This window comes from Mycobacterium pinniadriaticum (assembly GCF_026242045.1).
In the GTDB taxonomy this organism is placed as follows: domain Bacteria; phylum Actinomycetota; class Actinomycetes; order Mycobacteriales; family Mycobacteriaceae; genus Mycobacterium; species Mycobacterium pinniadriaticum.
In genome coordinates this window covers 110783-123912 of sequence record NZ_JAPJDO010000002.1, presented here as the reverse complement: position 1 = coordinate 123912, position 13130 = coordinate 110783, and the positions used below count along the sequence as shown (strand labels likewise).

Annotated in this window: 10 protein-coding genes; 7 read left to right on the top strand and 3 right to left on the bottom strand. The window is 66.2% G+C overall.

Annotated elements, in window-relative coordinates:
* Both ORI27_RS02755 and ORI27_RS02750 read left to right on the top strand, forming a co-directional pair.
* Positions 1 to 705 carry an NIPSNAP family protein gene (locus ORI27_RS02755; protein WP_265994982.1) on the top strand — a complete coding sequence of 235 codons (705 nt, stop codon included), beginning with the start codon at positions 1 to 3 and terminating at the stop codon, positions 703 to 705.
* Positions 705 to 1928, top strand: coding sequence for a cytochrome P450 (locus ORI27_RS02750; RefSeq protein WP_265994981.1), 1224 nt, complete (start codon positions 705 to 707; stop codon positions 1926 to 1928). The genes ORI27_RS02755 and ORI27_RS02750 overlap by 1 nt, the downstream gene beginning before the upstream one ends.
* 1 nt (position 1929) lies before the next feature.
* Here ORI27_RS02750 and ORI27_RS02745 read toward each other — a convergent pair whose 3' ends face one another.
* Positions 1930 to 3123, bottom strand: coding sequence for a cytochrome P450 (locus ORI27_RS02745; protein ID WP_265994980.1), 1194 nt, complete (start codon positions 3121 to 3123; stop codon positions 1930 to 1932).
* Entirely contained in the window at positions 3120 to 4028 is a 909-nt protein-coding gene (locus tag ORI27_RS02740; RefSeq protein ID WP_265994979.1) for an alpha/beta fold hydrolase, read from the bottom strand. The genes ORI27_RS02745 and ORI27_RS02740 overlap by 4 nt, the downstream gene beginning before the upstream one ends.
* Before the next feature lie 93 nt (positions 4029 to 4121).
* On the opposite strand from ORI27_RS02740, the gene ORI27_RS02735 reads away from it, so the two are divergent.
* From ORI27_RS02735 to ORI27_RS02715, 5 genes are read left to right on the top strand one after another with little or no spacing between them, the layout of a single operon-like run.
* Positions 4122 to 4826, top strand: a complete 705-nt coding sequence (locus ORI27_RS02735) for a TetR/AcrR family transcriptional regulator (RefSeq protein ID WP_265994978.1) — start codon at positions 4122 to 4124, stop codon at positions 4824 to 4826.
* A gap of 43 nt (positions 4827 to 4869) precedes the next feature.
* On the top strand, positions 4870 to 8361 hold the full coding sequence (gene car, locus ORI27_RS02730) for a carboxylic acid reductase (protein WP_265994977.1): 3492 nt from the start codon (positions 4870 to 4872) through the stop codon (positions 8359 to 8361).
* A 27-nt stretch (positions 8362 to 8388) separates the two neighbouring features.
* Positions 8389 to 9570 carry an amidohydrolase family protein gene (locus tag ORI27_RS02725; RefSeq protein WP_265994976.1) on the top strand — a complete coding sequence of 394 codons (1182 nt, stop codon included), beginning with the start codon at positions 8389 to 8391 and terminating at the stop codon, positions 9568 to 9570.
* Positions 9567 to 10775 (top strand): M24 family metallopeptidase, encoded by a 1209-nt coding sequence (locus tag ORI27_RS02720; protein ID WP_265994975.1) that lies wholly within the window; start codon positions 9567 to 9569, stop codon positions 10773 to 10775. The genes ORI27_RS02725 and ORI27_RS02720 overlap by 4 nt, the downstream gene beginning before the upstream one ends.
* Positions 10765 to 11883 (top strand): M24 family metallopeptidase, encoded by a 1119-nt coding sequence (locus ORI27_RS02715; protein ID WP_265994974.1) that lies wholly within the window; start codon positions 10765 to 10767, stop codon positions 11881 to 11883. Before ORI27_RS02720 ends, ORI27_RS02715 begins: the two co-directional genes overlap by 11 nt.
* Here ORI27_RS02715 and ORI27_RS02710 read toward each other — a convergent pair.
* A complete protein-coding gene (locus tag ORI27_RS02710) occupies positions 11863 to 13125 on the bottom strand; it encodes a hypothetical protein (protein ID WP_407666208.1) in 1263 nt (420 codons plus the stop codon). The two genes, ORI27_RS02715 and ORI27_RS02710, sit on opposite strands and share 21 nt — an antisense overlap.
* Between the last annotated feature and the right edge of the window lie 5 nt (positions 13126 to 13130).

Here is a 13130-nt window from a genome sequence, read left to right as displayed (position 1 = left end):
GTGAAGAAGTTCTACAGTCACACCCTGCTCTACCTGCACGAGACGATCGCGCTGGGTTCCGAGCGCAGCGACCGGTTCACCGAGCAGTTCACCAGCGTCTATCACCCGATGATGGAACAGCTTGGGGCACGGTTGTTCTCCATCTGGGAGACCACGCCCTACAACGGGCATTGGCCGCAGGTGACGATCATCTGGGAGATCGACGCGTTCGCCGACTACGCCCGCATCGGTCGGGCTCAGGCGCCGGGCGGGAGCCACCGCCAAGCGGCGGCAGAATGGTCGGACTATCTCGCGGGTGTCGGCGCGTCGGGCGAGGGCCGGATCATGTACGCCGGCCGATGCAACCGCACGCTGGCTGAGCTTCAGGACGCGAAATTCGGTGCCGGGCTGGTCATCCAGGAGATCATGCAGACCAAACCCGGGCGGCAGGACGACTACATCCGCGAGCTGGAGCGGCTGTATGTCCCGTGGTCGGAGAGCACCGGGAAACGCTGGCTCGGATCGTTCATCACCACGTTCCGTTTCAACGAGGTGATCCATTACTGGGCGCTCGACGGCGACTGGGACTGCTTCGAGAACCACTACCCATCGTGGAAGGACAGCCCGCCCGCCGAGATCGTCACCTGGATGAGCGTCGCACCCGCCTTGCGCGACGGCTGGGAAGACTCCATCCTGCAAGCCCTGCCACCGTCCCCACTCCGATAATGGTTGTGATGAAAGACTTCTCGTACAGCCCGTTCGACCCGGCGGTGATGGCCGACCCGCGGCCGTTTTACCAGACACTGCGCGACCACCACCCGGTGTACTACGTGGAGGACATCGACACCTTTGCGTTGTCGCGGTTCGCCGACGTGTGGGAGGTGCTGGCGATCAATGACGGCACCTTCGTCGCATCCGAGGGGACACTGCCGGCGGCGGCCGTGCTGGCCCATCGTAACGACGGGCCGGTTCCGGATCCACCGCTGCATCCCTTGCCGTTTCACGCCAACTTCGATGCTCCGCTCTACGACGATGTCCGCCGGTGCACCGCCGGACAGTTCCGGCCGAAGTCGGTGGCGGGCTGGCAGGACCGCATTCGCGAGCTGGCCAACCAGCGTCTGGACGAGCTGCTGCCCCGCGGTACCTTCGACCTCACCCAGGAGTACGGCGGCATCGTCGCGGCCTCGGTGGTCTGCGAGCTGGTAGGGCTGCCAGCCGATTTGGCGCCCGACGTACTGGCCACCGTCAACGCGGGCAGTTTGGCCGAGCCCGGTCGCGGAGTCGAGGTGGCCAACGCCAGACCGGGCTATCTCGAGTACCTGATCCCCGTCGTTGAGCGGGTGCGGGCCGGCACCTTCGGCGGGCCGCTGCCGATCGTCGAGAACCTGCTGGCCTATCGGCTGCCCGACGGGTCGGCGCTGACCGACAGCGAAGTGGCCGTCCAGATGCTGGGGGTGTTCATCGGCGGCACCGAGACGGTGCCGAAAATCGTCGCACACGGGTTGTGGGAGCTGAGCCGCCATCCCGAACAGCTGACGGCGGTGCGTGCGGACCCGGCCACCAATGTGCCGGTGGCCCGCGAGGAGATCATCCGGTACTGCGCGCCGGCCCAATGGTTCGCCCGAACGGTACGGCGGCCCTTCACCATCCACGACACCACCATCGAGCCGGGTCAGCGGATCATCACCCTGCTGGGCTCCGCCAACCGTGACGAACGGGAATTCCCCGAGCCCGAGACGTTCCGGTGGAACCGGCCCATCGAACGGTCGCTGGCGTTCGGCCGCGGTCAGCACTTCTGCCTGGGCTATCACATGGCTCGGCTGGAGATCGCGATCATGCTGCAGGAATGGCTCCGCCGGGTCGGTGACTACCGCATCCTCGGCGAGGAGGCCCAACGGCCGCCGTCCAGCTTCCAGTGGGGCTGGAACAACGTCCCGGTTCAGGTGTAGCTCAGCCGACGGTCGCCGGCATGGACTCCCAGCCGCGCACCGTCGAGGTCGGGCTGAGTTCGGCATCGGTGAGGTCGACCTCCCATTCCGGGAAACGGTCGAGTATCTCGTCGAGCGCGATGCGTCCTTCCAATCTGGCGAGGGCGTTGCCGAGGCAGAAGTGGGTGCCGACACCGAAACCTAAGTGCTGGTGTGGAGTTCGGTGAATGTTGAACGATTCACTGTCCGGTCCGAACTGTCGCGGATCGCGGTTGGCGGCCCCGATCAAGAGCATCATCGGGCTGCCGGCCGGCACACTCTGCCCGTAGTACTCAAGGTCTCGGGTGACGTACCGGCTGATGTGTGGTGCGGGCGGCTCCCAGCGCACCAACTCTTCGACGGCTGCGGGCAGCAGCGAGCGGTCTTTGACGAGGTCACGGCGCTGATCGGGATGCTCGGCCAGCACCTTGCCCGCCCAACCGATCAGCCGCGTGGTCGTCTCCGCGCCCGCCGTCGCGATCACCTGCAGGTACAACAGCAATTCGTCGCGCCGGAGGCGCCTGACGGTGCCCGTCTCGTCGGCGAACTCGGCGGTCAGCAGTTCGGTCATGATGTCGTCGGACGGGTGGTCGGTGCGCCAGTCGATGTACTCGGCGAAGACCTCGCCGGTGGCGATGGTTCCGTTCGGGTTCTCGGTCATCGGCCGCCCCCGCTCGGTGCGCAGTGTCGAATCACCGTGATCGACGACATGTTGTTGCTCGGCCTCGGGAATCCCGAGCAACATCCCGATCACCCGCATCGGCATCTGCGCTCCGAGATCCTTGACGAAGTCGAAATGACCCGAACCGACCAGCGGATCCAGACAACGGGCGGTGAACTCCCGAATCCGGGGTTCCAGAGCGGCAACCTTGCGCGGGGTGAAGATCCGTGACAGCAGCTTTCGGTGGATGTTGTGAATCGGGGGATCTTCGAAGATCAAAGTGCCCGAGGGAATCTCCATACCAGACTTGATGATTTCGAGGATCGCCCCCCGGGCCGAGCTGAACGTCTCGTGGTCGTGCAGTGCGCCGTCGACGTCGGCGTATCGGCTCAGTGCGTAGAACTCGTGCTCAGGATTGTAATAGAGCGGCATCGCCTCCCGGATCCTGGCGAATGTGGGATACGGGTCGGCGTTGAGCGCGACATCGTACGGGTCGTAGGCGAGTACGTCGTTCATGTGCGGTGCCTTCCGAGGAACTCCAGGATGTCGGGCGCAGCCTGCACCCAGGTGTCGAACAAGTTGAACCCCTCGGACTTTCCCTGTGCCATCGCTTCCGACGCTCGTTCCCAGGCATCCTCGGGCCACGGCGGATCGATCAGTTCCGATCCTTTGATCAAACACTGAACTTCCAGGGATGTCCGCTTGGGATGGTTGAGGTCGTTCTCCCCGCCCCGGATGATCAGTGTGGGAATCGTGAGATCCTCGACGTAGTGGTCGTCGACACCGGGGATCGTCTGACCAGGTTTGGTGACGAACGCATTGAGCCAGCGCAGCATGATGCTTCCGAACTCGTCGGCGGTGAACGCCAGCAGACGGTCCCGGTTGGCCGGGTTGGCCGCGATGCATTCGCGCCAGTCCTTGACGTCCAGCACGCCCGCCATGCCCCGACCCCGCACGGCGAGGATGCTGGGCATGGCGTAAACGTGGCCGAGGACGAATGTGCCGAAGATCCCGCCGACGATGTTCCACAGCACCAATCGGGTCACCTGCTGCGGATAAAGGATCGCGGTCAGTATGGAATCGCGAGCTCCACCCGATCCGCCGGCGAGGATGCACGGACCAATACCCAGCGCGGTGACCAGCTCGTTGAGGACGACCGCCCGCATATGCGACTCGGATTCGCCGAACAGCTGGACGTCGGACTTCCCGCAGTTCGGGCGGTCCCACAGCAGCACCCGGTAGCCACCGCCGGCGAGCGCCTCGGCCAGCGGGCGCAGGCCGGGGATGTCCTTGCTGAACCTGCCGCCGGGCGTGAGCACGATGAAAGCACCCTCCGCGCCAATGATTTCGTACACGACGTTGCCTCCGCAGACTTCGATCGTCTGCTCACCGGAGCGGTCGAGCTGAGGTGACGTGGTCATCGATTGCGATCGTGACACAACGGCAGGAGCAGAGCATCCCATATCTAAATAAATTCCTTGATTTAGTTTTACCTGTGGTGTTCACTTACAACGGTGAGCCCCGCCAAAGACCAGCGCACTGACCGATCGTCCGTCACGCGGGACGCGCTGCTGGTGGCTGCCGAGCGCCTCTTCGCCGAGCACGGAATGCACGGGGTGTCGAACCGGCAGATCAGCGAGGCCGCCGGGCAGGGCAACAATGCCGCCGCCTGCTATCACTTCGGTTCGCGTGCCGATCTACTGCGGGCGATCGAGGCCAGGCACCGCACCGCCATCGACGAGATCCGGATGCGCAAGCTCGCCGAGATCTCGGAGACCAAGGAGTTGCGGGACTGGATCGGCGTCCTGGTCTATCCCTTCACCGAGCATCTCGAGGCCCTCGGCACGCCCACGTCGTATGCCCGTTTCGCGGCTCAGGCGATGGCCGACCCCACCTATCGCGATCTGGTGGTCGCTGGCGCGTTGACGTCGGAACTGATGTTGAAGACGGTCCGCGGTATCAACCGGTGCCTTCCGGACCGCCCGAAGCGGGTGCGTCTGGGCCGCTGGATGATGGCCTCGAATCTGTTGATGCACACCTGTGCCGAAATCGAGGGCGAGCTGGCGGTCGGCCGACCCTCGGTGAGTTCGAACTGGTCGGTGGTGGCCGAGGAGTTGATCACTGCGCTCGTGGGCCTGTGGGAAGCACCGCCGGCTCGGCTGGACAACGCCGCCTCGACGCGGCCGGACCGCGATGTCGACGCCTCGATTGTCGTCTGACCACCGATCTGCCTCGGTGTCGATCCAATGAAGGTGTGAAGCCATGGCTTTCGTCGGGCGCAGCGATGTCAAGGATCCGGGTGCGCAACAGGAGCAGTGGGATCGGATAGCCCGCCGGCGTGAACGGCTCTACACCGACGACGCTCAGTTCGCCACCACCAAGCCCGACGACGCTGTCGCTGCCGCGGCACGCCAGCCGGGTCTGCGGATCGCTCAGGTGATGGCCACCGTCATGGAAGGTTACGCCGACCGGCCTGCCCTGGGTGCCCGCGTTAGGGAATTGCACACCGACCCGGCGACCGGGCACACCAGCTTGCGCTTCCTTCCCGACTTCGCCACCACGAGCTACCGCCAGTTGTGGGACCGGGTTCGTGCGGTCGCCGCCGACTGGCACCATCACCGCGAAAACCCGGTAATGACAGGGGATTTTGTCTGTGTCCTCGGGTTCGCCAGCATCGACTACGCGGTCATCGAACTGGCCTGCATCCACCTCGGCGCGGTGGTGGTACCGCTACAGACCAGCGCGCCGGCCACCCAGCATGCACCGATCCTCACCGAGACTCAGCCACGGATTCTGTTGGCCAGCATCGAATCCCTGGACACGGCGGTGGAGGCTTTGCTGGCCGGGGCCGCTCCGCAGCGACTCATCGTGTTCGACTACGAACCATGCGATCACACCCATCGAGCCCGCTTCGACGCGGCCACGCAGCGGTTGACCGGCGCCGGCGGCGCGCTGACGATCGAGGTGCTCGACGCCATCGTCGACGCCGCGGCAGACCTATCCCCGGCACCATTGCACGTCGCGGCCGACGACGAGGATCCGCTGGCCTGGGTCTTCTACACCTCGGGCACCACCGGCACCCCCAAAGGAGCGATGCTCACCGAAAGCCTGTGCATCGGTTCGTGGTTGGCGCAGTCGGATCAGCCGGTGATCACGCTGAGCTACATGCCGATGAGTCACCTCATCGGCTACGGCTACGTGCTGATGACCCTGGCCAATGGCGGCACGAGCTATTTCGCCGCCAGCAGCGATCTGTCCACCCTGTTCGACGACCTGGCGGCGGCCCGGCCGACCACCCTGAGCCTGGTGCCGCGGGTGTGCGAGATGTTCTATCACCACTACCTGGGCGAGCTGGACAAGGCCACGATCGCCGGTGCCGACGAGAAGGAAGCGGGCGAGCGACTGCGCGAAGACCTGCGCGAGCGCGTGCTCGGCGGCCGGGTGCTGGCCTGCGGTTGCGGCTCCGCGGCGCTGTCGCCGGAGATCAAGGACTTCATGGAGTCGGTGCTCGACCAGCACCTGATGATCGGTTACTCCTCGACGGAGATCGCCGGTGGCATGCTGTTGGCCGACGAGCACGTGCTGCGCCCGCCGGTCATCGACTACAAGCTCGACGACGTTCCCGAACTCGGGTACTTCACCACCGACAAGCCTTTTCCGCGAGGCGAACTGCTGGTGAAGTCGGAGCGGTTCATGGCCGGGTACTACAAGCGGCCGGACCTGACCGCGACGATGTACGACGCGGGTGGCTACTACCGGACCGGCGACATCATGGCCGAGGTGGCGCCGGACAAGCTGCGGTTCGTTGATCGGCGCAACAACGTCATCAAACTGTCCCAGGGTGAATTCGTCGCGGTCGCCCGGCTCGAGGCGCTGTACACCAAGAGTCCGCTGGTCCGGCAGATCTACCTCTACGGCTCGAGTGAACGTGCGTTCCTGCTCGGCATCGTGGTGCCGACCGACCCGGCATCGTCGACGTCGGCGATCGCGGAGTCGCTGCTGGAGATCGCCCACGAGAACCAGCTGAACAGCTACGAGATCCCACGCGACTTCCTCATCGAGACGGAGCCGTTCAGCCTGGAGAACGGGTTGCTCTCCGGAGTCGGAAAGTTCCTGCGGCCCAAGCTCAAAGACCGCTACGGGCAGCGTTTGGAACAGCGCTACGCGGAGTTGGCCGACAACCAGGCCAGGCAGCTGCGCGCCCTACGGGCCGAAGGCTCCGCCCTACCAGTTTCCGAGGTGGTCACCCGGGCGGTGCAGGCCACCTTGGGACTCTCGCCCGGGAACATCGTCCCGAACGCTCGTTTCATCGACCTCGGCGGTGACTCCCTGTCGGCGCTGACGATCTCACGCCTGCTGGCCGACATCATCGGTGCCGAGGTACCGGTCGGGGTGGTCACCGATCCGACCGGCAGCCTCGCCGCGCTGGCGGCATTCATCGAGCGGCAACGCAACTCCGACTCGAAGATGACCTTCGGTTCGGTGCACGGTGCGGGCGCCGCCGAGATCCGGGCCGCCGATCTGACGCTGGACAAATTCATCGACGCCGAAATCCTCCAGGCGGCAACCGCCTTGCTGCGGCCGACCGCGGAGATTCAGTCCGTCCTGGTCACCGGAGTGACGGGCTTCCTCGGACGATTCCTGGGCCTGGAATGGCTGCAGCGGATGGCCGACGTCGGCGGAACAGTGATCTACCTGGCGCGCGGCGCCGATGCCGCGGGTGCTCGCGCCCGCATCGAAGCGGCGCTGGAATCCGATCCGGCGCTGCTCCAACGATTCCGCGCGCTGGCGGACCGTCACCTGGAGATCATCGCCGCCGACATCGGCGAACCGGGATGGGGCCTCGACGACGCTACCTGGGCGCGGCTGGCCGACTCCATCGACCTGATCGTGCATCCGGCCGCACACGTCAACCACGTGCTGCCCTACGACCAGTTGTTCGCAGCCAACGTGGCCGGCACCGCCGAGCTGATCCGGCTGGCGTTGACCACGAAACTCAAGACCATCCACTACATCTCGACGATGGGCGTCACCGCGGTCACCGACCACATTGTCGGCGAGGACGCCGATATTCGCCTCGACGTCCCGGTGGTGTCGCTGAGCGACGGATACGCCAACGGTTACGGCGTCAGCAAGTGGGCCAGTGAGGTGTTGCTGCGGGAGGCCCACGACCTCTGCAACCTGCCTGTCGCAGTGTTCCGGCCGGGCATGATCCTGGCCGACAGCCGCTACGACGGCCAGCTCAATGTGCCGGACATCTTCACCCGCCTGCTGTACAGCGTCATCGCCACCGGTGTCGCACCGAGTTCGTTCTACGTCGGCGGCGCCCGCGCACACTATGAGGGACTCCCGGTCGACTTCCTGGCCGGCGCCGTCGCCGAGGTGGGAACCCTGGGCGGAGATGCGTTCCAGACCTACAACACCACCAATCCGCACGACGATGGGGTGTCCCTGGACACCTTCGTCGACTGGCTCACCGACGGTGGATTCCCGGTGCGTCGCATCGACGACTACGACGAATGGCTGCGTCGGTTCGAGACCGCGATGCAGGCGCTCCCCGAACGGGCCAGGCAGCAATCGGTTCTCGCGGTGCTCGACGTGTACCGCCACCCCGCCGCGGCGGTGCCCGGCTCGCCGGTGCCCGCCGCACGGTTCCGCGCTGCCGTCGAATCGGCCGGCCGCGAGATCCCCAGCATCTCGCGTGAACTCATCGCCAAGTACGTCGACGACATGAGACTGCTCGGCATGCTCTAGCCCACACGTCAGCCCGAAGGGACATCGATGTCAGTACCAACGAAGCTGCACTACCCCCCGGCTGGATTCGGGGCGCCGAAGAACCGTCGCGGCCACGCCCGCGGCAGCCGCGAAGACATCGGGCTGCCCGCGGGCACCGAGATCTTCTCCGCCGACAACCACCTCTCGGTCGCGGCGGACATCTTCTACGACAAGTTCCCCGACGACCTGAAGGACGAGGCGCCGCGGATCTGGTACGAGGACGGCGCCTACCTGGTGGGCGTCAAGGGCCAGTCGTTCGTGGTCGGTGATTTCAGCGCGGTGCTGATGCAGTACGACGACCTGCCCGGCGCGGCGACCGGGGCCGCCGACATCGGCACCAGGATCCAGGAACTCGCCGACGACGGTGTGGACAAGGAACTGGCATTTCCGAACGCCGTGCTGGCCCTCTTTCATTACCCGGACAAGGAGCTGCGCGAACGGATCTTCCGGATCTACAACGAGTACGTCGCCGAGATTCAGGAACGCTCGAACGGTCACTTCTACGGGGTCGGGCTGATCAACTGGTGGGATCCCGCCGGTGCCAGGCGAACGCTGGACGAGCTGAAGGCCCTTGGTCTCAAGACGTTTCTGATGCCGCTCTACCCGGGCTTCGACGACGACGGCGTGGTGATCGACTACGGCTCGACCGCGATGATCCCAGTGTGGGACGCGATCGAGGAGGCCGGGCTGCCGGTCACTCACCACATCGGCGAGACCCCGCCGAAGAGCCCGTGCGAGTTCGGCAGCGTCGCGGTGGCGATGATGATCAATATCGATTCGTTCCGGGACATGTTCGCGCGCTACATCTTTTCCGGCATCCTGGACAAGCATCCCGGCCTGAAGGTGGGCTGGTTCGAGGGCGGCATCGCCTGGGTACCGTCGGCGCTGCAGGACGGCGAACACGTGCTGGCCTCCTATCGGCACATGCTCGATCACCCACCGCGCCACGACATCCGCTACTACTGGGACACCCACATGTCCGCCTCGTTCATGGTTGACCCCCTTGGCCTGCGACTGATCGAGGAGATCGGTGTGGACAGAGTGATGTGGTCCAGCGACTACCCGCACAACGAGAGCACGTTCGGCTATTCCGAGCAGTCGCTGTCGGCGGTGGTGGCCGCGCTCGGGCCGGAGAACGCCGCCAAGGTGGTCAGCGGCAACATCAAGAACTTCCTGGGGGTCTCATGAGCGGGTTCGCCATCCCCGACGAGCCCGACCGCGGGCGGATGTACCGCGAGGTCGGTGCCCGCATCCGCACCGCCATGGCAGACAACGGTGTTGATGCCCTGATCCTGCTGATGAACGGACACGTCAGCTACGCCACCGGGGCGAGCTGGCCGCTGCTGGACGCCGGGCTGTCGCACATCGAACGGCCGGTGGCGATCGTGCTGGTCGATGACGAACACCCGCACGTGTTCCTGCCGTTCCGGGAGGGTGCCTCCGCCGAGTTCCAGGTCCCCGCAGACCACCGCCATCGCGCGGCGTATCTCGAATACGACGACGGAGTCGAAGGATTCGTCAAGATTGTCGAGGGACTGATCCCACCCGGCGCCGTCGTCGCCGTCGACGAATTGACCGGAGCCATGCGGGGATCCGGCAGCAGGCTGTTCGCCAACACCTCGATCGACGCCGCCGCGGTGCTGGCCGCTGCCCAACTGGTCAAGACACCCGACGAGATGGCGTCCATTCGCCGTGCCTGCAGAATCACCGAAGAAGCCGTCGTCGATGTCCAGAAGGCCCTGGCCCCCGGCGTGCGCCAGCTCGACCTGTCCGCGGAATTCGTCCGCCGCGCGTTTGAATTGGGTGCGACCTCCAACATGCTGGAAGCGATCTGGCAGGTCATGCCGATGACGCGCGCCGAGGGCGTGTGGACCACCCACGGCGATCTGGCACTGCCGCTCTTGCCCACCGAACGGGCGCTCGAACTCGGGGACGTGCTGTGGACCGACGTCAGCATCACCTACGGCGGCTACTGCTCGGACTTCGGCCGCACCTGGATCGTCGGCGACCAACCCACGCCACAACAGCAGGACCAGTACCGGCAGTGGCGACACATCCTGGACGCGGTACTGGCGGTGACCAGAGCCGGCGCCACCTCGGGCGACCTGGCCCGCGCGGCGATCGCCGCCAACGGCGGCAGCAAGCCGTGGCTGCCGCACTTCTATCTGGGGCACGGCATCGGCACCTACCCGGCCGAAACACCCATGATCGGAACCGATCTCGGCGAGGCGTTCGATGACAACTTCGTCTTCCCCGAGGGAATGATATTGGTGCTCGAACCGGTGGTCTACCAAGACGGCACCGGCGGCTATCGCAGCGAGGAGATCGTGATCATCACCGACGACGGCTACCAATCCTTGACCGACTACCCGTACACGCCCTATGGCGACTGAGACCCTGCCCGACGATCGGGCACTACGCATCGCCCGGCGCGAGCGGGCGCTGGAGCAGATGGCAATACACGACCTGGACCTGTTGGTGCTGGGCCGGCAGGCCAATGTGCGGTACGTGAGCGGCACACCGCAGTTGTGGGTCGCCGGCACACGGCCGTTCGGCCCGATCTGTGTGCTGGAGCGGGCCACCGGTGAGGTGCACCTCAACAGCACGTGGGACGAGGGTGTGCCCGACGAGATCGGTCGCGACCGGCTCTACGGTCTGTCCTGGAGCCCGTTCACCCTGACCGACGTGCTCAAAAGTCTGCCCGCGTCGGTGGGCGCACGGCGGGTCGGAACCGATGCGCTGTCACCGACATTCGCCCAGTTGTTGCCGCAGGCCTTCCCGAATGCCGAACTGGTGGACGGCGAGCCGGCGATGCGCGCGGCCCGTCGGATCAAGACCGATGACGAGATCGTCGCGTTGCGGCTGGCCGTCGACGTCGCAGGCACCGCGCTGGCCGCGGCCCTGCGTGAGCTCGCACCCGACAGCCGCGAGCCGTCGCTGGTCGGCGCGCTGATGGAAGCCATGACCATGGTTGGGGTCAGCACACCCGCCACCCAGAACGGGGCGTGGGTGACCTCGCGCGACCACCCGTGGCGCCGAGCCTCCGAAGACGGCCGCATCCGAGCCGGCGACCTGGTGGCCTTTGCGGCCGGGGCGCTCGCCGGCGGTTACGTCGGCGAGGTCGGCCGCACCGCGGTCGCCGGCGACGAGCCATCCGGTGCCGCCGCGCTGTTCGGCCGCTCGAAGTCGTTGACGGAAAGGTTGTTTGCCGCCTGCCGGCCGGGGGCACCTGCGACCGGTCTGCTGGATGCTTACCGAGAGGCCGGGGAGGCACTGCCGCCGATGCCGGTCGCGCACGGCCTCGGCATGGGTTTCGACTCCCCGGTTGTGTCCGCCGACCTGGCCCGGTCGGTCGCCGCCGCGACGCTGGAAGCGGGCATGGTGCTGGCTGTCACCGGCTACGTGTGGCAGGAAGGCGTCGGGGCGGTGTTCACCCGCGATGCCGTGCATGTCACCGAAGACGGGCCGGTGGTGCTGACCTCAGTGCAGGGCGGCCAGTAGCGCGCCGATGTCGCGGGTCTGCCACAGGTTGAGCACGTTGGTCAGCATTTGCAGCGGTGCGCGAATCATTTCGTCTCCCTTGATGGCCGGGTCGAATCGCGTCATCGTCCTGGCCGGGTCGCCGAGGCGGGCGCGGATCAGCGCGGGAACGTCGAGCAGCCACGTCGCGCCCATGATCGCCGCATACTGCAGCACCTGAGCAGTCAGCTCGGCGCGGTCGATCGACAGTCCGCCTGCCGCGTGGTACTCGTGGGCGAACAGGGCTACGAGGTCGTCGAAATCTTCGTCCCACAGCGATGTTTCGGCAGCCGAGAGTGCACCCCACAATGCCATCGCGACGTTGAGCTGGCTGACACAGCCCCAGTCCAGCAGGCCGCACCGTAGCCGGCCGGCCTCGTCGCGCCAGAACCAGGCGTTGTCGACGTTGGCGTTCCAATGGCACAGCGCGATGTGGTCCGCGCTGGCGGCCAGCCGGCGCCACAGCGCGGGCTCACTGGCGACGATGAGCGGGACCTGGCCGGTGAGGCTGGAAAGAAACTCTGGGGCGCGAACATTGGCGGGCAGCAGGCCGGGGTGGGCGCCGGCGAACTCGGTGAGTCGGGTCAGCTGACGAGCCAGCCTGTCCTCCCGAAGCGGGGGCCGCTCACCGACGGTGGCGGCCTGCAGGTCGACCGGAAACCGGTCGGCCACGTCGTCCGCTGCCCCGCCTCGATGCCAGCCGGCCAGCAACGCCAGCGATGACACCAGGGTCCGGTAATGCTCGACCGGGTCGGACATCTCGTAGTCCAGGCACTTGTGGTGTTGCGGCTCGATGCCATGCGCGCCGAATGGGATTCGCTCGGTGATCAGGATGCCGGTCCCGGTGCCGGGGTGGTAGTCGGCGAACGCGGTGGCGGGCACCGTGATGGGAAATCCGGGTCGTCGGGCGAGTTCGGCGAAGCGCACCTCGGGCTGCATCTGGGTGCGGCCGACATCGCGTAGTGGATCATCGAGGTCGCGGGAGAATTTGACGAAAAGGTCAGTGCGCAGGGATGGTTCGGGCCGGGCGTACTCGACAGACAGCAGTGCCTTGCGGCCGGTGCTTCCACCGCCCACCTCTTGCCACTCGGTGACCCGGGTGACGATGTTGTCGGGCGAGAGGGACCCGTAGGCGTGAAACGCGGTTGTCAGGAACCGAGTGCCTGCGGCCGCGAATGCCGCGGGATGCGTGGGCAACTCGACGGCGGTGTCGTCGCCGATGATCGGGC